The following is a 20,567-nucleotide window of genomic DNA, read 5'->3' as shown; positions in this document are numbered from 1 at the left end:
CCAGGCGCTCTTTACCCAACATCGATCTGCTTTTATTTGGAGCTGGATCCCGTATAAATGCCGCACATTTTAGGGGATAACGTTCGTTGAACGAGACCTATAAGACATTTTTATGCCTTATAGGTCGAAAACTTATATCTCTTTCACGTCGATAATACTTATTTCCTCTACTGGGACATCTGCATGCCCCATATGTTGTCCTGTTTTTACCTTGGCAATAGCGTCCACAATATCCATACCGTCAACAACTTCACCAAAAACACAATAACCATATCCTTGCATATGATCACCGCTATAATTTAAAAATGGATTATCAACAACATTAATAAAAAATTGAGCCGTTGCAGAATGAGGGTCCATGGTGCGAGCCATTGCGATAGAACCTCGCTTATTTGGTTTCGCATTCTTTGCTTCATTTTTGATAGGCTCATGAGTCGTCTTTTGTTTCATTTCAGAATCAAGCCCCCCTCCTTGAATCATAAAACCCGCAATAACACGATGAAAAATGGTATTATTATAAAAACCACTGCGCACATAATTAAGAAAATTTTCTGCTGTTGCTGGAGTATTCTCTGTATCTAACTGTATATGAATATCACCTTTAGATGTACTAATAACGATCATTATCGCTCCTGTCATTTTTAAGTTAATGCAAAATAGCGTCTGTTTAGGATATAAAATTTGCGGTATTTTATATCAAAGATGTTATCTCAGATGCTTGAAATAACCTTCACCTCGCGACATAAAAAGCATGGTTATGTCACACCCTCATTCATTATCAAATCACGCATTTTATCACAAACATCATGCATGACATGAACATTATGAATACTCGCTAATGCCGTAAATAAATTCGTTTTTTGCTTGGAGAGCTGATGCAAATAAGCACGTGAGTAATGGCGACATGTATAACAGGTACATTGTGCCATAATTGGTGACATATCATCAGCAAAACATGATTTTTTTATTTGAATTCGCTCGTTTTCATACTCACTGACAAAACGCATCCAGTTGCCTTCACGAACGAGCTCACCACAGTACAAAGAGCCATGACGCGCATTACGCGTGGGCGCAACACAATCAAACATGTCGATTCCTTCTGCGACCACGTCCAAAAGGTCCTGAGGTGACATTCCTACGCCCATGGTATAACGCGGCTTATTTTCAGGTAAATAATCACGAACCCAGCGGATAACCTCAACTGTAGTTGCCATATTAAATCCTATGGTTTCGCCACCTATAGCAATACCTTCCGGATTCATTGATGCTACAAAATCGGCACTCTCACGGCGTAAATCTTTAAAAGTTCCACCTTGAATAATGCCAAAAAGTGCTTGCGCGTATCCATATCGTGAATTGGGGTATTGGCGATGATACTCCATTGATTGCTTTAACCAGCGATGCGTCCGCGTCATGATATGACTTACTTCATCTCTGGTACAACTATCTGGAGTGCATTGATCAAAGGCCATAATTATATCAGCACCAATGATTTTCTGAGTTTCTAAGGACATTTCTGGTGTCATGTGAATCAAGCCCTGACTTCCAGGCAATCTAAAATGCGCCCCCTCTTCATCAATAGTACAAATTTCATTATTTTTAGATAAGCTAAAAACTTGAAAGCCACCACTATCGGTTAACATAGGGCCATGCCATCCCATAAAAGGATGCATTCCGCCTGCTTGCTCAATAACTTTCATTCCTGGAGCACATAACATATGATAGGTATTACCCCCTAAAATGATTTGACTATGTGCCTCATGTAATTCAATTGGAGTCATATTATTTACCCCCGCTCGAGTACCTACTGGCATAAAAACAGGAGTAATAAATTCACCATGAGCTGTAACAATACGTGTCACACGTGCCTGAGTCGCTGAGTGTTTGTGTAACACTTGGCAGGAGAAAGTTTTCATTGATAAAAATGACTCAAAATATGCGATGATATCTAAGTCAACCTTAGATTACCAGCATGAAGCATATTAAAAATTATGCAATTTATGATATCATGCGCTAAATCGATGAAAGCACGGCCTTATTCATCTAAATTCGTAACCATTCACCACCATTCCATAGCGTAGGAAAGTCCGCTTAGGTGCGGCTACAGTGATGAACGTTACCCAATTCTAATAAGGATTCCAATATGCCCGGCTCAAATTCTAATTTATTCATGATTGATCTTGAAGGCACTGAGCTTTCTGATATTGAACGAGAAATTCTAAAGCATCCTAATGTTGGAGCGGTCATTCTTTTCACTCGCAATTTTGCTAACCCACAACAATTAGAAAAACTCACTTCTGAAATTCATATACTCAATCCCCATATTTTCATTACTGCTGATCATGAGGGTGGATTTATCCAGCGATTTTTGCGCCAAGGTTTTCGCTCTTTACCCGCTGCCCGTGTCTATGGCGATGTATATGACCTATCTCCAGAAACAGGGATTAAACTTGCAAGACAGTATGGGGAAATCATGGCCAAGGATTTATTAGCCTGCGGTGTTGATTTAAGCCTAGCGCCTGTTCTTGATTTACATGATATGAGTCCTATTATTGCTCGCTTAGATCGTGCCTTTCATCATGATCCTGAGGCAGTTATAGCTCTAGCAAACGCGTTTATTGAGGGAATGAATGCCGCAGGAATGCCTGCTGTAGGCAAGCACTTTCCGGGACATGGGAGAGTCAATTCCGACTCCCATATCACCATGCCAATTTCTACGATTTCTTTTGATGAATTGAAAGTTAAGGATTTAAAACCCTTTATTGAGCTCATAAAAAAAGGCCGCTTAAGCGCAATCATGCCTGCTCATGTGACTTATAAGGCAGTGGATGCAAGTAAGTCAGCTGGATTTTCAACAATTTGGTTGCAAGAAATTTTACGCCACGAGTTAGGATTTACCGGTTTGATTTTAAGTGATTGCTTGAGTATGACAGGTGCAGACATCGGTAATTTAATGACACGAACTGAAGAAGCACTTAAAGCCGGTTGTGATATGTTAATTGTCTGCCATCAACCACGACCTATACTATTAGAATTATTGCAAACAGTAGCATTTCCCCAGTCGGATGAATCTGCTGCTCGTATTACCCATTTTAAAAGCCAAATGTTCCGATTTTCTCATGCTGAAAAAAGCCAAGTGATACCTTATTTATCGCACACTTTACTTGGGCAGCAGGAGCATCATGCAGAGTGTACGAGTCAAAATCTGCAGTTTAATACGTCAAAAACAATTTAGTGCTTGTCCTGTAAAGCACGAGCACTCTGATGTAATAAGTCCGTAGGAATATTAATTAATGGTCAACTAAGAGTAGCAGTACAAGAGGCACTAAAAGACGACCTGGATGAAGTACTTTTTATAGACAAAATAAATTTTCATGAAGAGTACTTCTTCGCGTATGCCAAAATAAAAAGCATCCCAACAATGCGATAAATAAGAAATACAGCGCACACCACCCAGGCATTGAAATTCCCAACAACTGCCAATTGACTTCAGCACAGTCACCTGTTCCTAAAAACAGCGTTTTTACTACTGTCTGCCAAGGAAAATAACGAATTAAAACATCTAAACCCGGCATACACGCCGGCGCTTTTCCAGCAGGTAAAGACTGCAGCCATAATTGGCGTAACGAAAAATATAAGCCTGCACTGGCAATGATGATTTGCAAGGCACTAATAATATGAGCTCTTTTTAATGTGTAAAAACTTATTCCTAAAATCGCCAATAATAAAAAAACACAAATGCGTTGCATCATACATAAAGGACAAGGAATCAGTCCAACCACATATTCAAAATAGAAGGATGCAAATAATACAAATGCTGTCAGTGCTGCAGTGAATGTTTGAACTTTTCGATAAGTATTTTTTCTCATGATTTTGGCAACATATAGGATATGGCAGCTTTAAGATCATCTTCATTACATTTAATACATGTTCCTTTTGCTGGCATAGCATTTAAACCTTTGAGTGAAGATGCAACTAAGTCATCTAACGTTCTACCCGTCAATCTAGGCTTCCAATCTTGTTCATTTCTAAATCTAGGTGCTCCGGCCAGCCCATCCTTATGACAAACAACACAATAACGTTCATAAGTTTCTTGTCCAGACTCTTCATCACTCGTAGCTTTATTATCTGATTTGGCTTTATTTTGTACAGAGACTTGGCCTACGGGTTGAATTCTTAATTGAATTTCTTGTTGCTGCGTTTCATCACTGGCATACAACATCAATGAAAAACAATACAATGAAATGAATAACCCTAACCTCATGCCTCGACACCATCATGACAATAAGCAATGATAATACAGAGAAGTGATTTTTTTTTCCAGACAATGAAATTAAAAGAATTTAAAAATTCGACAACCTTTTGAAAAACAGGTTATATTTCTATTGGTATTATCATTATTAATGGATTACATAAAAGGAAAAATGGATATGGCAAACAATGGCTTTGGCACACCAAATACCCTGAGACATAACTGGGGTTGGCTCCTAGGATTAGGTATATTACTTGTTTTTCTAGGCTTTATTGGGTTAAGTATGGTAATTGGATTAACCCTTGTCAGTATGTATTTTTTTGCTGCGTTGTTAATTGTTTCTGCATTATCTCATTTTATAGATATTTTTAAACATCAAGACTGGCAGGGTATCTTCTGGCAAGCAATAATTGCATTTTTATACCTGATTGGAGCTGTAATTGTCTTTTATGACCCTTTTTTAGCCTCCACACTCATTACAGCATTATTAGCCATAGTCCTTATTATTATTGGCATTACTCGAATCGTTTTAGCATTATCGTTAAAAAGCGCCCAAGGATGGGGTTGGTTGTTGTTCGCGGGAATTACCGCCATTATCCTTGGCCTGTTAATCCTCATTCAATGGCCAATAAGTGGACTCTGGGTTATAGGAATGTTTATTGCCATTGATATGATAATTAACGGCTGGACCTATATTTTTATAGCACTTGGAGTACGTGCATCCTTATCATGAAAAGAGTATGATACTGCATTCCTCCTGAATGCAGTATTAAAATGAATTCAAGAATAATACGTATAGCGACACGTCAAAGCCCACTCGCTCTATGGCAAGCAAATTATGTGCGTCAACTTTTATTAAACAAATGGCCAAAACTCCATATTGAATTATTACCTATGACTACATCTGGAGATAAGTTTCTCAAAGATAAGCTTTTGGCTGTTGGTGGAAAAGGCTTATTTGTCAAAGAATTAGAAGAAGCATTACTGGATAAGAGAGCAGATTTTGCCGTACATTCATCAAAAGACATGCCTGCCGAATTTCCCCACGGACTTTGTCTGGCTGCAATTTGTAAAAGAGATAATCCCTTTGATGTTCTTGTCAGTCATCATTATACCAGCCTACAGACGCTACCTCAGCAAGCCGTCATTGGAACAGCCAGCCTGAGAAGGCAATCTCAACTATTAGCTTATAGAGCTGATTTATGTATTAAACCTTTGCGAGGCAATATCAACACGCGCCTCGAAAAGCTTAGATCTGGAGAATATCAAGCGATCATTCTCGCTGCTGCTGGTCTTGAACGTATGGGTTTCACCCATGTGATTACAGAGCAATTATCCGCAAAAATTATGTTGCCTGCATGTGGACAAGGAGCCTTAGCAATCGAATGCAGAACAGATGATCAAGAAATTCATGCTCTTGTTGCAGCATTAAACGATCCTATTTCGTCGCTTTGTGTTCATACAGAACGACAAGTTAATGCACAATTAGGCGGAAACTGCCATGTCCCATTAGCGGTTTTCTGCACTCCCATTGACAAGAATCAACTTTGCCTGCAAGCAAAAATTCTGACCCTTGATGGCTCCCAAACCATTGAAGATACCCAAACGGGATCTTTAGAGCAGGCAGCAAACATGGCCCAGCGTTGTTCCCAATCCTTAATAGCACAAGGCGCAGCCAATCTTCTAGCATCGGTTATGCAATGAAACGGTCACTAAAGGGTTTGCGCATTTTAAATACTCGACCCCGAGAGCAAGCACATAAGCTCACCCAAAGCATTCTTGCTTCAGGAGGTATAGCACTTGAGCTTCCTGCACTAGAAATTCAAGCATCAAACAGCGATTGGATTTATTTGTTACCTAATTTAAACACCGTAGATCATGCTCTTTTTATTAGTGCCAATGCAGTTCACTATTGTTTTACTCAATTCAATCAACTGCACATAAATTGGCCTACTTCAATCCAGGTCATTGCAATTGGTCAAGGAACCGCCACCGCACTGCAAAAATATAACATCCAAGTGAGTGCTATCCCTGAGTTCCCTGATAGTGAACATTTATTATCATTAGAAACGTTACAACACCTTGAAAAGCAAAACGTGCTACTATTTAAAGGAAAAGAAGGCAGACCACTTATTGAAGAGCAACTGATACAAAAAGGAGCAAATCTAGTTATTCTAAAGGTATATCAAAGAGTGATGCCCAAACTAAGTCCCTTATTCGTTCAATCAATATGGCGCGATGACTTAGTGGACATTATACTGTTAACAAGCGAACAGTCTCTGATTAACCTTTTTAAACTGTTCGGTAAAGAGGCCCACCATTGGCTAAAAAATAAAACATGGCTAGTTATTAGTGAGCGTCTCGCTCAAATTGCCTCTTCATTAGGAATACATAAGATTAATATAAGTCACCCTAATCAGGTGCTAAATACACTGCTTGACTACGTAAACAAGGATTAACTATGGCCAGTAGCAATGAAGAACAGATGCAAAAAGTAAAAAAAACGTCAAATATAGGACAAAATGCAGGGTCAAAGTCTCACAACAATAATTCTTTTGCTTCTAAAAACAATTTTATCATAGCTGCTGTAGCGATCATCATTGCATTAGGGGCTTTAGCCATTGCTACATATACGCTTTTCTTAAATAATCAATTCCATGAGCAATTGGCCAATACAAATGCTAATTTCGCTGAAGAGTTAAAAGAGTTAGAACAAAAACAAAATAAAACTCAAGAAATAACTAATGCAAAAACAAAAAATACTGAAGAAATCCAAACCCAATTTCAAACAAAGTTTGATGCTCTAAGCAAACAATTACAAAATGCGATGAGCCAAAGATTTTATCACAATCAAGATTGGCTTTTTCTTAAGGCACGTTATTATCTTGAATTAGCCCAAATTAATGCCCATTGGAGCAACAGTTCTGATGCAACAATAGCATTATTGGAGCAAGCAGATCAGCTATTAAAGCAATTTAACGAGCCTAAGGTCTTTGCGATAAGACAAGCAATAGCAAAAGATATAGCACAGATTCAAGCAATACCTCCTGTAGATATTGCCGGCTTGCTAAGTCAATTAGATGCAGCACAAAACAGCATTAATAATCTCAGCATTCCTTTGCCTGAAAATGAAAATAAAGCCACAATGGAGCAATCAAAAACATCATCCAATAATTCCTCTGCTTGGAGTACGCATTTACAAGAAAGTATGAATATATTAGGGAAACTGGTGATCATACGTCGTCATGATCAAGAAATCAAACCGCTTTTGTCCCCCTTACTAGAAGCGGCACTTAAAGAAAATCTACATCTCAACCTCCAGGAAGCTCAATGGGCCGTTCTTAATCATGATTCTTTTGTTTATCAACTGGTTCTTAAACAAGCAATTAACACGCTTAAAACAAATTTTAATGAAAACACACAAAATACGGCGTCTCTAATCAAAAAACTGACCGAGTTACAGCAAATCAGTATTACTCAAAAAAGACCACCCTTGGGCTTAGCACTGCCTATGCTTAATGAGTTGATTGAGAGTAAAAAAGGAACCACGGATCAATCCACAAATAATGAACAAGGAGGAAATCAACAATGATACGTGTTCTTTTTGCCTTCTTAATCTTATTGGTTGCGGTAATTATAGGTATTCAACTTAATAAAGATCCTGGTTATGTATTAATTGCAATGAACCATTGGACTATAGAAACTACTGTTTGGGTCGCTGTTTTTACCTTAATTCTCTTATTTATGATCCTCTATCTTTGTATGCGTCTCTGTCAGAAAATTACTCATACTCCGAGTACATTAACGCGATGGCGTGCCAAAAAACGGTTTCGAAAAGCACAAGCAATTACCCGCAAAGGTTTAATTGAGTATAGCGAAGGCAACTGGCTAAAAGCCAAAAATCATTTAATCCAGGCTTTACCCAATTCCGATACGCCTTTACTGAATTATTTAACTGCAGCACGAGCAGCTCAAAAAATGGGGGATAATCAATTACGTGATGATTATTTACGAGAAGCACAGCAATCCATGCCCGAAGCAAAAATTGCAGTTGAATTAACCCAAGCAGAGTTGCAATTAGCAAATCATCAGTGGGAACAAGCTTTGGCAACATTAAAGCATTTGCATGCTATTGCACCACGCCATCCCTATGTGTTAATGCTGATGATGCGACTCTATCAAGAGATAAAGGATTGGCCTCAGCTTATTGCTCTTTTGCCAGATCTAAAAAAATATAAAGTCATTAGTCCACAAAAATTCGATTTAATACAATATGATACTTATTTGCAAAGACTGATTGCTCTTGCCAAACAAAATCAATCCGATGCAGTAAACTCTTTCTTTCAGAGTATCCCTAAAACTTTGGTTAATAACCCCGAAATTATTGCAGAATATACGCGTTTTCTATTAAAAAACAATGAATTCACCGCAGCAAAAAACCTATTATACCGCACACTACGCAAGAATTTTAATTCACAATTAATAGGGCTTTACGCAATGTTACCCGCTGATGAACACCAACTGACTTTCGCAGAATCCTTATTGAAAAAAAATACCCATTCAGCGGCTCTTTATTTATGTTTAGGTCAACTGTGCATTAAGCTCCAACTCTGGGGAAAAGCAAAATATTACCTTGAAAAATCCAATGAGATAGAACCTACAGCTTTGGCCTATGAAGCGAAAGGAAAGCTTCATGAAAAGCTGGGAGAAGAAGCACTCGCTTGCAACAGTTACAAGAAAGGCCTAGAGCTGCTCACGAAAAAATAGTTTAAGATGAGGTTACAAAAACCATAAAATTATAATTGGTAGCGTTGGTGGAGTATATTCTTCTTTAAGAGCCCGATAAAAATAAGTCGAGCAAAATCCAGTTCAAATCCTCAATGTGAGCGCGTTCTGCTTCGCTAAGACTCACAATGACGAAATACACATACTCTATGAGTGATTACCATAATGGAGACAATTAGATAACATTATTGTAATAATTAATACAGGCATCAGAATTAATTTAAGAATATCTCCAGCAATTTCATGACCATTTTTATTAGGAACATTGCTCATTGCATTTCTCTCGTTATTGTAGTGAAACTTCCATAATCGAGTGCAGTATTACAGATTACCCATTGGACATAATAGAAGCTGTTTTAGGTTTAATCTTTAATGTCAAATTTCAAACAAAATCCGTTTAATGCTCTATACTAAGACAAAATTAAGGAATTATGAAAATGGATAGTACATTACTTGCAGGAAAAAAAGCATTAATAATCGGTATTGCCAATGACAGCTCCATTGCTTTCGGTTGTGCACGCGTCTTGAAAAGGGTAGGAGCTGAGCTCGCAATCACTTATTTAAATGAAAAAGCGAAACCCTTCGTAGATAAAATCGCAATCGATCTTAAACCGTCTATTTATTGTGAATGTGATGTCACCAAAGATCATGATTTAGATAATTTATTTTTAGAAATCGACAAAAAATGGGGACAAATTGATATAGTCATCCATTCAATTGCTTATGCGCCAAAACAGGATTTGCAAAGGCCTGTGTATGAGTGTTCTAAAGAAGGATTTCTCATGGCTATGGACATTTCTTGCCACTCTTTTATTCGCATGGCCAATCTCGCTAAACCACTCATGAAAAATGGAGGTTCATTATTTGCCATGTCATTCTATGGGGCTGAAAAAGTAGTTGAAAATTATAATCTCATGGGGCCAGTTAAGGCGGCATTGGAAGCTTCTGTACGCTATATGGCCGTAGAATTAGGCCCACATCAAATTCGAGTCATTGCACTTTCGCCAGGACCTCTCAAAACACGCGCAGCTTCAGGGCTTGAAAAGTTTGATCATTTGCTCCAACATACAAAAGAAAAATCACCCCTTAAATCGTTAGTAGATATCGATGATGTCGGCGCCATGGTCGCTTTTCTTGCCAGCAACTATGCGAAAAATATTACTGGTGATGTTATTTATATTGATAGCGGGTATCATATAATTGGTTAGGCAACTTTCCCAAAGTCAATCTAAACCTCATCGTCATGGTAAGCCCCTCCGTTCAGCTAACTATATACTCAACAGGCTCTCACATTATAAAAACCCGGGATTATGGCATGCATCATTACAGTCGGTTGCCGTGCGCTCTACCTGAATAGTTACATGTTGAATATTAAACTGCTGACGCAATTGTTTAACCCACTCAGCTCTTAATGAATCAGAAAGCGGTTCCTCAGGCATATGTAAATGAACAGACATTGCATTTTCCTGGGTGCTAAGCGCCCATATGTGCAGGTCATGAAAAGCGTTCACTCCAGGCTTATTTAATAAAAATTCACTTACCTCTGTCCAAGAAATATGCTCTGGAACACCATCAATAATTAATCTGAAACTACTTGTAAATAAAGACCAAGTTCCTTTAAGTATAATAATTGCGATGAGTAAACCAACTACAGGATCTATCCAAAGCCAATCAGTCCAATAAAGTAATGCAGCAGACACTACAACACCTACTGAAACCAAAGCATCATAGAACAAATGAAGATAAGCACCTCTAATGTTTAAATCAGAGGAACCACGTATAAATAATAATGCAGTAGTCGCATTAATCACAATACCGATAGCAGCAACGATCATCACCGATACTGCTTGAACTTCTGCCGGAGAAAATAACTTATATACTGCTTCTGTAGCAATAATACCGCATGTAAAGACTAACAAAATTCCATTTGCCAAAGCAGAAAGTATCGACGTCTTTTTTAAACCATAAGTTGCTTTCATAGTTGGTGTACGTTTCATAAGAACAGTAGCAACCCATGCCAATATCAAGCCTAATACATCACCTAAATTATGAAAAGCATCTGCAAGCAAACTGGTTGAGTTAGCTAAATAGGCAAAAACAATTTGCAACACAACGAATAAACCATTTGCAATAATGGAAATAATAAAAGCTTTATTATAAGTTACTGCATCTTTATTATTCCCATGGTGATGATGATGGTGATGCGACTCACCATGTGAGTGTATGCTCATGATGTACCTTCATTATTTAAACTTTCAGTATAATAATTAACACCAATTTTAATTCGGTTCCGTTCCTTTTGTTTACGCCAGGCATTGGTATCACGTAACGAATAAACACACCCACAGTACTCTTGTTTATAAAATTCTTCACGCTTAGCAATTTCATACATGCGCTCTGAACCACCATTTTTTCGCCAATTGTAAGTCCAATACTCTAAATTAGGATATTTACTGGCCGCTCTAACGCCACAATCATTAATTTGATTCATATCTTTCCAACGTGAAATTCCTAAAGAACTGCTAATCACAGGAAAACCGTGTTCGTGAGCATATAAAGCCGTGCGTTCAAAACGCATATCAAAACACATAGTACAACGCTTACCTCGCTCAGGTTCCCATTCCAAGCCTTTAGCTCGAGCGAACCAATTGTCCTTATCATAATCCGCATCTATAAAAGGAATATTGTGTTTTTTTGCAAAATTAACATTTTCATTTTTTCTAATTTCGTATTCTTGCGCAGGATGAATATTAGGATTATAAAAAAATATAGTAAAATCAATCTCAGAAGCAATTAACGCTTCCATTACCTCACCAGAACAAGGCGCACAACATGAATGCAGTAATAATTTATCTGCTTTCTTCGGTAATTCCAATCGTTCTCTTTGTATCATTTTGTTGTATCCAGCAAATTTATAAAATGTTTACGATAATAAACTAACTCGGCAATAGAATCTTTAATATCATCTAATGCAAGGTGTTTTGATTCTTTAACAACTCCATTTAATAATTCAGGCCGCCAACGTATCGCAAGCTCCTTAAGAGTACTGACATCCAAGTTCCGATAATGAAAAAAAGAGGCTAAATCAGGCATATATTTATAGAGAAATCGCCTGTCTTGGCATATGCTGTTACCACACATAGGGGACTTACCTTTATCCAAGTACCGTTTTAAAAATTCAATGGTTAGTTTTTCAGCGTGTACTTCACTAACATCACTTTCAAGAACACGCTTGACTAAGCCCGATTGGCCATGCTGTTTTGTATTCCAAGAATCCATGCCATCGAGCAAAACTTTAGACTGAGATATGGCAAAAACAGGTCCTTCAGCAATAATATTTAAATGGGGATCTGTCACAACAGTAGCCAACTCAATAATTCTATCCTGCTCAGGGTTAAGCCCTGTCATTTCTAAATCTATCCAAATTAAGTTTTGATTATTTTTCATTTGCCTTCCAAGAATTTAATATCAATTCAACACATGCCACACGTCTTTGATGAAGAACTTGCTTAATTGTTTCTCCCTCATAACCCTGTGCTACGATTGCCTTAGTATTTACTTTAGCACACTCTGTTAACAAATAACCCCATAATTTACTTTGATGATAATTGACAGTTTTGCCGCAGCCTTCTGCATCAGCCTGGCACGCAATTAACATATTATAAAAAAGCGATGAACGACGAAATGCATCACTTTGTTCTAAAATCTTCACGATAGACACTGCTTGCAATTCGAATAAACGATGAATATTTAAATGAAACCGCGAAACCATAACTGCTAAATTACGATAATCATTTGGGATCCGCAAACGAGTACACAAAGACTGTATTATAGTTACCCCTCGTTCTTCATGGCCATGATGGCTGGGCCAATTGTCCATCGGCGATAAAGCTTTACCTAAATCATGCACCAAAGCCGCAAACCGAACGATAGGATCATTTGTTAAAGCCACTGCAGCTTGCAAAACCAATAAACTATGAATACCACTATCCACTTCATGGTGATAACGATAAGGGTTAGGCACCCCAAATAACGCTTCGATTTCAGGCAAAATAACACCCAATGCGCCACATGATCGCAATGTCCAAATAAATTGCTCGGGATTTTTTTCTTCTAAACTTTGTTGCCATTCCTGCCAAACACGTTCTGCAACCAAATGCGTTAATTCCCCTCGTTTAACCATGGTATACATTAGAGAACGTGTTTCTTCAGCCAATTTAAAACCTAGATAATGAAAGCGTGCTGCAAAACGAGCAACGCGTAATACGCGTACAGGATCTTCAACAAAAGCAGGAGAAACGTGGCGCAAGACCCTATCTTTTAAATCCTGTTGTCCATTATAGGGATCGATAAGTTGGCCTTGCTCATCCGTAGCGATTGCATTAATCGTTAAATCACGTCGTGCTAAATCTTCTTCTAACGTAACCTGTTTACTAAAATCGCAAGAAAAACCATAATAACCGGGTGCTGATTTTCGTTCTGTTCGCGCTAAGGCATATTCTTCATTTGTTTCAGGATGTAAAAAAACAGGAAAATCACGTCCAACTTGCCTGAATTTTTTTTGCAATAACTCATCAGGACTGGAGCCTACTACAACCCAATCCCGTTCTTTTACCGGCAGATTCAATAATTGATCACGAACAGCACCACCAACTAAGTATACTTTCATTAAATTAAATTTACCTTCATACTGTATGTTTATTTAGCCTGATCTTATCTTCAAAATCAGGAAGCACATTATATTATAGATCCGAACTATGAGTAAAAGACGTATTAGTAAACAACAATCGACACGAATTGAAAAAATACAACAAGATTATCATCAGCATAAGCAAAATAATGATGCTCTTATAGAAGGTTTAGTGATTACGCGATTTAGCAAACATGTTGAAGTAGAAGATAATCAAGGGAATCACATACGTTGCTCCATCAGACCGAATCTGGAAACCTTAGTTGCCGGAGATAGAGTTATTTGGCAAATGGAAGGCAAAAATCAAGGCGTAGTGGTCAGCATTTATCCGCGCAATAGCCTTTTAGCAAAACCAACTAATGCTGGAGTAAAAAAACCTGTCGCGGCAAACATGACACAACTAGTTATCGTTATTGCCTCCAAACCAGAGACATCTTGGCCCTTGCTCGATAGTTATTTAGTTATGGCTGAAACATTACAACTGCACGCCGTTATTTTACTGAATAAAACTGATTTACCTTGTGAAATGCTGCAAGAGCAATTATTCAAGAGTTATGGCAATTTAAATTACCCCATTTTGTTAACAAATAAACATTCTTCAACCGGGTTAGTACAATTAAAGCAAGTACTCAATCACCAAGTTAGTGTTTTTGTAGGTCAATCAGGTGTAGGTAAATCATCCCTCATTGCAAGCGTTTTACCTCATGAATCCAATATTGCTACGCAAGAGCTTTCTGAAATTTCAGAACTAGGTCAACACACCACCAGCAACTCACGCTATTATCATTTGCCTAGTGGTGGTGCATTAATTGATTCCCCCGGAGTAAGAGAATTTAGTTTATGGCATATCGATATGGCGGAAATTGCTCATGGGTATATTGAATTCAGACCTTATTTATCACAATGCAAATTTCGCAATTGCACTCATAAAGACACACCTCATTGCGCCATCATTCAAGCAGTGACCGAAGGTTTAATTTCTGCCAAACGATACGAAAATTTCATTAAACTTTGTGCTCAATACGATTCCGTCAGATAAATATTAAAATAATGTGGGCCGAACATAAAAGGCATAGAACTGCCTTTTATGTCCCGTGAACCAAGTTTTAAATAAAAACAGTACATCGAGTTGACGTTAAAATAACATCCATGCAACATAGATCAAATACTACTAAAAACTATCTTTCTAAGTATATTGCCCCATATAATCCATAGGGCGACTGCCACTTTTTGCCATTTCTTTTTGTGCCACAGTTAAAATAGGCTGTCCAATTTTAAGCAAATATTTACCTATTTTTTCTGAAATTTTTGGCTCAAGGTTAAGAGAAAGCAATTGAGTTTTATATTCTGTTATCATGGAACTTACATCTTTCTTTTCTTCGGGTAATTTAAATAATTTAGCACTATCTAGCTTGTACAGTTGAGAAAAAAAAGACACTGTCCGAGTCTCTGTTGGAAGTTGACTTAATTGAGACAAACGATCATTAATGTATGAAGCACAGTTATTGAGAAAATTGGATTTGGCGGTTTTGAGATCACAAAGTTTTATTAATCTCAATAAATTAACTTGGTGATGTTCACTTAATCCCATGAGAAATTCATTAAATAAAATATTGACTCGAAATTGTTTCATTAAATCATTTTGATCCTGGGCATATGTTTGAACGATATCATCTAAGAAGAGATTAATACGTGCTTTCAAAGATTGATGATTTGTATTGAATAGAAGCAATGCAGAAAATAATAATTCTGGTTCAAACCAATAAGCGCCAAGTTCATTTAATTTACGGTTCTTAACAAGATCTAACCATTTAACAGTTTCTTCAGAGCGAGTGGCCCAAGTATACCAACTTTTATCGGCACTTACAGGAGCAATAATGTCCTTAATAATATCTCTGTAAGCTTGTGCTAACGAATCAGGTCGATTTTCAGTAATCAAAGGCAGTAAAATAGTAAAAATATCTTCTAGCTCGGGAAGTATCTCGTTTGATTTATCCCATAAACTATAAGACTTTTTTGTGAACGAGGTAGAAACCTTAAATTTTGTAGTTAATAGAGAAACTAACAAAGTACAACAATTTTCTAAATCTTTGGATTGGCTGTTGTTGGTTACAACTATTTGCCGCTCATTCTTAGATAATGCTTCATAAACGCTTTCTAATTCTATACTCGAGGCCTTTAATTCTGGATCAAAATGAAACAACCATTTACTTAGGGCTTGAATGGCTAACTCCATCTCAGAAAAGTTAGTCGCAGTATGAAGATCGATAAAGACATCCAATAAATATTGCTCTTCTTTCTTATATTCGATTTTTGCTCCATATAAAGAATTCACAGCTGCCAACTCATAATCATATAAGCGACGAAAGAAATTTTTAACATCCTTTTTAAATACCGAAAAATCTAACCCATTCGATTTTAAAAAATAATATCGTTCAACTAATTCCAACAAATGCGGTAATAAACCTATGGGAATTTGTCCATTATCGCTCAAATGAATGAACACTTTTTTTCTCATTAAATCCCAAAAATTGTCGAAAATTTCAGTATCAATTGCCACTTTTTTTGTCGTTTGTTTGCATAACTTTAAACGAGCTAGCTCATCTATTGTAACCACGCTCAACGTTCGGTCTGTAACATTTCTATATGTTGATAAAACAAATTGCCAACGCTCTAAATGCCGACAAAAGCTTAATTTTCTATATAAAGTACTGCCTCCGAAACCAAGATAAAAATTAAATAGATTTACTGTCTCAGTCAGTGGTGAAAAATCATTTAAATCTATCTCATTGGTTACGGTAGGTATTAATATTTTTAAATAACTTCGTTTGGCTATGGGTTCAAGTTCTCGAGCAAAATCAATCCAACGCTGGTTCACACTTGAAGGATTAAGTGTATAATCATTATCACTATCAATAATTAAATCCCAGCGGCTTTTATAACAATCCAGTAAAACTTGAATGTCTTCTTTATTCAAATTATCGTCTGGTGATCTTTTGGAAAAATATAATGAAAGATGATCACATAATGATACGTCACATAAAATAGGCTCATCTGCCTCTTCAATACTCCTAATAAAATCCAAAATGCGCTGGACTAACATGGCACGACCTGATCTAAATAAATTTACCTTAAACTAAAGTTCAATAAAAATCAATTAAGAGTAGCTCTAAAGGCTTAAAGCGGTTTGAAAAATACGTTGTTAACGTAACAAAAAAAGCGGCATAAAAGCCGCTTAAGAAAAAGACCCTGGCGATGACCTACTTTCACATGAGGAAACCTCACACTATCATTGGCGCATGTTCGTTTCACTACTGAGTTCGAGATGGAATCAGGTGGTTCCAAACCGCTATGGTCGCCAGGAAAACTGTTTTGAGTAGCGCGCCTTGGAGCGCGTTACTTCCGGTAAACAAAGAGAGTCATGGTGTCACTTATATTCGTTTCACTCTGAAGTAACTCAGATTATATGGTCAAGACAATCAGCCAATTAGTACAAGTTAGCTTCACGCATTACTACGCTTCCACACCTTGCCTATCAACGTCGTAGTCTTCAACGGGCTTCAAGGGAAAACTCATCTTGAGGGAGGCTTCCCGCTTAGATGCTTTCAGCGGTTATCCCGTCCGAACTTAGCTACCCGGCAATGCCACTGGCGTGACAACCGGTACACCAGAGGTTCGTCCACTCCGGTCCTCTCGTACTAGGAGCAGCTCCTCTCAATTTTCCTACGCCCACGGCAGATAGGGACCGAACTGTCTCACGACGTTCTAAACCCAGCTCGCGTACCACTTTAAATGGCGAACAGCCATACCCTTGGGACCTGCTTCAGCCCCAGGATGTGATGAGCCGACATCGAGGTGCCAAACACCGCCGTCGATATGAACTCTTGGGCGGTATCAGCCTGTTATCCCCGGAGTACCTTTTATCCGTTGAGCGATGGCCCTTCCATTCAGAACCACCGGATCACTAAGACCAACTTTCGTTCCTGCTCGAGCCGTCGCTCTCGCAGTCAAGCACCCTTATGCCTTTACACTCTTGGTACGATGTCCGACCGTACCGAGGGTACCTTTGTGCTCCTCCGTTACTCTTTGGGAGGAGACCGCCCCAGTCAAACTACCCATCATACACTGTCCTTATCCCAGATAATGGGACCAAGTTAGAACCTCAATAACAACAGGGTGGTATTTCAAGGTCGGCTCCATACCCACTAGCGTGGATACTTCTTAGCCTCCCACCTATCCTACACAGTTATCATCAAAGTCCAGTGCAAAACTATAGTAAAGGTTCACGGGGTCTTTCCGTCTAGCCGCGGGTACACTGCATCTTCACAGCGATTTCAATTTCACTGAGTCTCGGGTGGAGACAGTGTGGCCATCGTTACGCCATTCGTGCAGGTCGGAACTTACCCGACAAGGAATTTCGCTACCTTAGGACCGTTATAGTTACGGCCGCCGTTTACCGGGGCTTCGATCAAGAGCTTCTCCGAAGATAACCCCATCAATTAACCTTCCGGCACCGGGCAGGCGTCACACCCTATACGTCTTCTTACGAATTTGCAGAGTGCTGTGTTTTTAATAAACAGTCGCAGCCACCTGGTCTCTGCGGCCCTCTCCAGCTCAGAAAGTAAATTCCTTCACCGAAAAGGGCGTACCTTCTCCCGAAGTTACGGTACCATTTTGCCTAGTTCCTTCACCCGAGTTCTCTCAAGCGCCTTAGTATTCTCTACCTGTCCACCTGTGTCGGTTTGCGGTACGGTTCTCTATAAGTTATGGCTAGCAGCTTTTCCTGGAAGCCGGGCATCAATGACTTCGCCGTACACCGAAGTGTCAGCACCATGTCGCACCTCAGAGTTAATAATGGTCCGGATTTGCCTAAACCATCCCCCTACATGCACATACCAGGACAACCATCGCCTGGCTCACCTAGCCTTCTTCGTCCCCACTTCACCACTTATAAAAAGTCCAGGAATATTAACCTGGTTCCCATCGACTACGCTCTTCAGCCTCGCCTTAGGGGCCGACTCACCCTGCTCCGATTAACGTCGTGCAGGAAACCTGGGACTTCCGGCGTGAGGGCTTTTCACCCTCATTATCGTTACTCATGTCAGCATTCGCACTTCTGATACCTCCAGCACACTTCTCAATGCACCTTCATCAGCTTACAGAACGCTCCCCTACCACGTGTGCCTAGCACACATCCGCAGCTTCGGTGACTAGTTTTAGCCCCGTTACATCTTCCGCGCAGGCCGACTCGACCAGTGAGCTATTACGCTTTCTTTAAAGGGTGGCTGCTTCTAAGCCAACCTCCTGGCTGTCTGTGCCTTCCCACATCGTTTCCCACTTAACTAGTACTTGGGGACCTTAGCTGGCGGTCTGGGTTGTTTCCCTCTTCACGACGGACGTTAGCACCCGCCGTGTGTCTCCCGTGATTCAATTAGCCGGTATTCGGAGTTTGCATCGGTTTGGTAAGCCATGACAGCCCCCTAGCCGAAACAGTGCTCTACCCCCAACAATCATTCACGAGGCGCTACCTAAATAGCTTTCGGGGAGAACCAGCTATCTCCGGGCTTGATTAGCCTTTCACTCCTAGTCACACGTCATCCGATAATTTTTCAACATTACCCGGTTCGGACCTCCACTTGGTGTTACCCAACCTTCATCCTGCACATGACTAGATCGCCCGGTTTCGGGTCTACTCACAGCGACTCTCGCCCTATTCAGACTCGATTTCTCTACGGCTCCCTTATTCAGTTAACCTCGCCACTGAAAGTAACTCGCTGACCCATTATACAAAAGGTACGCAGTCACACAGCCTAAGCCATGCTCCCACTGCTTGTACGCAAACGGTTTCAGGTTCTATTTCACTCCCCTCTCCGGGGTTCTTTTCACCTTTCCCTCACGGTACTGGTTCACTATCGGTCAGTAAGGAGTATTTAGCCTTGGATGATGGTCCACCCATCTTCAACCAGGATTACACGTGTCCCGGCCTACTTATTCGCGTGCCTAGTTCTTCATGAGCTTCCCGTGTACGGGGCTTTCACCCTCTATCGCCAACTTTCCCAAATTGTTCCACTTCCTCTCACAATAAATCACGCCAGGCTCCTCCCCGTTCGCTCGCCGCTACTTGGAGAATCTCTTTTGATTTCTTTTCCTTCGGGTACTTAGATGTTTCAGTTCCCCGAGTTCGCCTCTATAACCTATGTATTCAGTCATAGATGACCATGCTCACGCATGGCCGGGTTCCCCCATTCGGACATCTTTGGCTCAGCGCTCGTTTCCAGCTCACCAAAGCTTTTCGCAGGATTCCACGTCCTTCTTCGCCTCTTACTGCCAAGGCATCCACCGTTTGCGCTTCTCTTCTTGACCATATAATCTCAATTACCTCAAAATTATATGCTTTACTGCTCAATACAAGTCGCTTGTGTTACCTCTTTATTTACCCATTTTTTTAATGAACGTCTGGTTATTCCAGATGAAAATACTCCGCAAAGCACTTTAATCTGGACTATCCTTAGAAAAATACCTAAAATTGGTGGGTCTGGGTGGACTTGAACCACCGACCTCACCCTTATCAGGGGTGCGATCTAACCAACTGATCTACAGACCCAAATTTTTACTGCGATATTTTGTTTTACTCGGCGTTACCTGCATTCTCTCGTTCGGTCACCTACTGATGTATGCTCCCTCGCTTGCTCATGCCTGCGCCTTGATTCAAACAAAACCTCTTGTAAAAATGCTTCGAATCACTCTGTGCTACTGCTCGCGCTGTGCACTTGCAGTGACTGTATTCGAGCATCTTTTGCCCTTTTGGGGCTTAGGATTCTTCATCTTTCTGAAAACAAA

The 20,567-nt window shown here is 39.5% G+C and carries 17 protein-coding genes, 1 tRNA gene and 2 rRNA genes; 8 read left to right on the top strand and 12 right to left on the bottom strand.

Going from position 1 to position 20,567, the window contains the following annotated elements; translation table 11 throughout:
- Positions 1-132: 132 nt before the first annotated feature.
- Complete coding sequence (locus DYH34_RS01630) at positions 133-624, bottom strand: peptidylprolyl isomerase (protein WP_058463953.1); 492 nt, start codon at positions 622-624, stop codon at positions 133-135.
- 131 nt (positions 625-755) lie between these two features.
- Positions 756-1,916, bottom strand: coding sequence for a tRNA guanosine(34) transglycosylase Tgt (tgt, locus tag DYH34_RS01625; RefSeq protein WP_058463954.1), 1,161 nt, complete (start codon positions 1,914-1,916; stop codon positions 756-758).
- 227 nt (positions 1,917-2,143) lie between these two features.
- On the opposite strand from tgt, the gene nagZ reads away from it, so the two are divergent.
- A complete protein-coding gene (nagZ, locus tag DYH34_RS01620) occupies positions 2,144-3,235 on the top strand; it encodes a beta-N-acetylhexosaminidase (RefSeq protein WP_058463955.1) in 1,092 nt (363 codons plus the stop codon).
- Between the two features lie 118 nt (positions 3,236-3,353).
- Here nagZ and DYH34_RS01615 read toward each other — a convergent pair whose 3' ends face one another.
- The gene (locus DYH34_RS01615) at positions 3,354-3,869 is read right to left on the bottom strand and encodes a disulfide bond formation protein B (RefSeq protein WP_058463956.1); all 516 of its coding nucleotides are present in this window, start codon (positions 3,867-3,869) and stop codon (positions 3,354-3,356) included.
- The gene (locus tag DYH34_RS01610; RefSeq protein WP_058463957.1) at positions 3,866-4,264 is read right to left on the bottom strand and encodes a c-type cytochrome; all 399 of its coding nucleotides are present in this window, start codon (positions 4,262-4,264) and stop codon (positions 3,866-3,868) included. The genes DYH34_RS01615 and DYH34_RS01610 overlap by 4 nt, the downstream gene beginning before the upstream one ends.
- 166 nt (positions 4,265-4,430) lie before the next feature.
- Here DYH34_RS01610 and DYH34_RS01605 point away from each other — a divergent pair, with 166 nt between their 5' ends.
- From DYH34_RS01605 to fabI, 6 genes are all read left to right on the top strand, one after another.
- Entirely contained in the window at positions 4,431-4,985 is a 555-nt protein-coding gene (locus DYH34_RS01605) for an HdeD family acid-resistance protein (RefSeq protein ID WP_058463958.1), read from the top strand.
- 41 nt (positions 4,986-5,026) lie between these two features.
- On the top strand, positions 5,027-5,956 hold the full coding sequence (gene hemC, locus DYH34_RS01600) for a hydroxymethylbilane synthase (RefSeq protein WP_058463959.1): 930 nt from the start codon (positions 5,027-5,029) through the stop codon (positions 5,954-5,956).
- Positions 5,953-6,711, top strand: coding sequence for a uroporphyrinogen-III synthase (locus DYH34_RS01595; protein ID WP_058463960.1), 759 nt, complete (start codon positions 5,953-5,955; stop codon positions 6,709-6,711). The genes hemC and DYH34_RS01595 overlap by 4 nt, the downstream gene beginning before the upstream one ends.
- A gap of 2 nt (positions 6,712-6,713) precedes the next feature.
- A complete protein-coding gene (locus DYH34_RS01590) occupies positions 6,714-7,844 on the top strand; it encodes a uroporphyrinogen-III C-methyltransferase (protein WP_058463961.1) in 1,131 nt (376 codons plus the stop codon).
- A complete protein-coding gene (locus DYH34_RS01585; protein WP_058463962.1) occupies positions 7,841-9,019 on the top strand; it encodes a heme biosynthesis HemY N-terminal domain-containing protein in 1,179 nt (392 codons plus the stop codon). Before DYH34_RS01590 ends, DYH34_RS01585 begins: the two co-directional genes overlap by 4 nt.
- A gap of 455 nt (positions 9,020-9,474) precedes the next feature.
- Positions 9,475-10,245, top strand: coding sequence for an enoyl-ACP reductase FabI (gene fabI / locus DYH34_RS01580; RefSeq protein WP_058463963.1), 771 nt, complete (start codon positions 9,475-9,477; stop codon positions 10,243-10,245).
- Between the two features lie 84 nt (positions 10,246-10,329).
- On the opposite strand, the gene DYH34_RS01575 is transcribed toward fabI, so the two are convergent.
- From DYH34_RS01575 to DYH34_RS01560, 4 genes are read right to left on the bottom strand one after another with little or no spacing between them, the layout of a single operon-like run.
- On the bottom strand, positions 10,330-11,268 hold the full coding sequence (locus tag DYH34_RS01575; protein ID WP_058463964.1) for a cation diffusion facilitator family transporter: 939 nt from the start codon (positions 11,266-11,268) through the stop codon (positions 10,330-10,332).
- Entirely contained in the window at positions 11,265-11,930 is a 666-nt protein-coding gene (locus tag DYH34_RS01570; protein WP_058463965.1) for an epoxyqueuosine reductase QueH, read from the bottom strand. The genes DYH34_RS01575 and DYH34_RS01570 overlap by 4 nt, the downstream gene beginning before the upstream one ends.
- Positions 11,927-12,484, bottom strand: coding sequence for an oligoribonuclease (gene orn, locus DYH34_RS01565; protein ID WP_058463966.1), 558 nt, complete (start codon positions 12,482-12,484; stop codon positions 11,927-11,929). Before orn ends, DYH34_RS01570 begins: the two co-directional genes overlap by 4 nt.
- Positions 12,474-13,706, bottom strand: coding sequence for a multifunctional CCA addition/repair protein (locus DYH34_RS01560; RefSeq protein ID WP_058463967.1), 1,233 nt, complete (start codon positions 13,704-13,706; stop codon positions 12,474-12,476). Before DYH34_RS01560 ends, orn begins: the two co-directional genes overlap by 11 nt.
- Positions 13,707-13,794: 88 nt before the next feature.
- Here DYH34_RS01560 and rsgA point away from each other — a divergent pair, with 88 nt between their 5' ends.
- A complete protein-coding gene (gene rsgA, locus DYH34_RS01555; protein WP_058463968.1) occupies positions 13,795-14,766 on the top strand; it encodes a small ribosomal subunit biogenesis GTPase RsgA in 972 nt (323 codons plus the stop codon).
- Positions 14,767-14,913: 147 nt separating this feature from the next.
- On the opposite strand, the gene DYH34_RS01550 is transcribed toward rsgA, so the two are convergent.
- From DYH34_RS01550 to DYH34_RS01535, 4 genes are all read right to left on the bottom strand, one after another.
- Complete coding sequence (locus DYH34_RS01550; protein WP_058463969.1) at positions 14,914-16,830, bottom strand: hypothetical protein; 1,917 nt, start codon at positions 16,828-16,830, stop codon at positions 14,914-14,916.
- Between the two features lie 144 nt (positions 16,831-16,974).
- Positions 16,975-17,090: ribosomal RNA gene (rrf, locus tag DYH34_RS01545) — 5S ribosomal RNA — on the bottom strand.
- A gap of 103 nt (positions 17,091-17,193) precedes the next feature.
- Positions 17,194-20,090, bottom strand: a 23S ribosomal RNA gene (locus DYH34_RS01540).
- A gap of 164 nt (positions 20,091-20,254) precedes the next feature.
- Positions 20,255-20,331: transfer RNA gene (locus DYH34_RS01535), tRNA-Ile, on the bottom strand.
- Positions 20,332-20,567: the final 236 nt, after the last annotated feature.

Origin of the sequence: Legionella cincinnatiensis (assembly GCF_900452415.1) — a bacterium.
GTDB lineage: Bacteria > Pseudomonadota > Gammaproteobacteria > Legionellales > Legionellaceae > Legionella > Legionella cincinnatiensis.
Note: the sequence above shows the minus strand (reverse complement) of the source record. Positions and strands in the feature narration are given on the sequence as shown.

What these genes read in the sequence shown, in the direction of transcription:
- nagZ (WP_058463955.1), top strand. Translation starts at nt 2,144, where the DNA reads ATGCCCGGCTCAAATTCTAATTTATTCATGATTGATCTTGAAGGCACT.
- rsgA (WP_058463968.1), top strand. Translation starts at nt 13,795, where the DNA reads ATGAGTAAAAGACGTATTAGTAAACAACAATCGACACGAATTGAAAAA.
- DYH34_RS01605 (WP_058463958.1), top strand. Translation starts at nt 4,431, where the DNA reads ATGGCAAACAATGGCTTTGGCACACCAAATACCCTGAGACATAACTGG.
- fabI (WP_058463963.1), top strand. Translation starts at nt 9,475, where the DNA reads ATGGATAGTACATTACTTGCAGGAAAAAAAGCATTAATAATCGGTATT.
- DYH34_RS01570 (WP_058463965.1), bottom strand. Translation starts at nt 11,930, where the DNA reads ATGATACAAAGAGAACGATTGGAATTACCGAAGAAAGCAGATAAATTA.
- DYH34_RS01615 (WP_058463956.1), bottom strand. Translation starts at nt 3,869, where the DNA reads ATGAGAAAAAATACTTATCGAAAAGTTCAAACATTCACTGCAGCACTG.
- orn (WP_058463966.1), bottom strand. Translation starts at nt 12,484, where the DNA reads ATGAAAAATAATCAAAACTTAATTTGGATAGATTTAGAAATGACAGGG.
- tgt (WP_058463954.1), bottom strand. Translation starts at nt 1,916, where the DNA reads ATGAAAACTTTCTCCTGCCAAGTGTTACACAAACACTCAGCGACTCAG.
- DYH34_RS01610 (WP_058463957.1), bottom strand. Translation starts at nt 4,264, where the DNA reads ATGAGGTTAGGGTTATTCATTTCATTGTATTGTTTTTCATTGATGTTG.
- DYH34_RS01590 (WP_058463961.1), top strand. Translation starts at nt 6,714, where the DNA reads ATGGCCAGTAGCAATGAAGAACAGATGCAAAAAGTAAAAAAAACGTCA.
- DYH34_RS01585 (WP_058463962.1), top strand. Translation starts at nt 7,841, where the DNA reads ATGATACGTGTTCTTTTTGCCTTCTTAATCTTATTGGTTGCGGTAATT.
- hemC (WP_058463959.1), top strand. Translation starts at nt 5,027, where the DNA reads ATGAATTCAAGAATAATACGTATAGCGACACGTCAAAGCCCACTCGCT.
- DYH34_RS01560 (WP_058463967.1), bottom strand. Translation starts at nt 13,706, where the DNA reads ATGAAAGTATACTTAGTTGGTGGTGCTGTTCGTGATCAATTATTGAAT.
- DYH34_RS01630 (WP_058463953.1), bottom strand. Translation starts at nt 624, where the DNA reads ATGATCGTTATTAGTACATCTAAAGGTGATATTCATATACAGTTAGAT.
- DYH34_RS01550 (WP_058463969.1), bottom strand. Translation starts at nt 16,830, where the DNA reads ATGTTAGTCCAGCGCATTTTGGATTTTATTAGGAGTATTGAAGAGGCA.
- DYH34_RS01595 (WP_058463960.1), top strand. Translation starts at nt 5,953, where the DNA reads ATGAAACGGTCACTAAAGGGTTTGCGCATTTTAAATACTCGACCCCGA.
- DYH34_RS01575 (WP_058463964.1), bottom strand. Translation starts at nt 11,268, where the DNA reads ATGAGCATACACTCACATGGTGAGTCGCATCACCATCATCATCACCAT.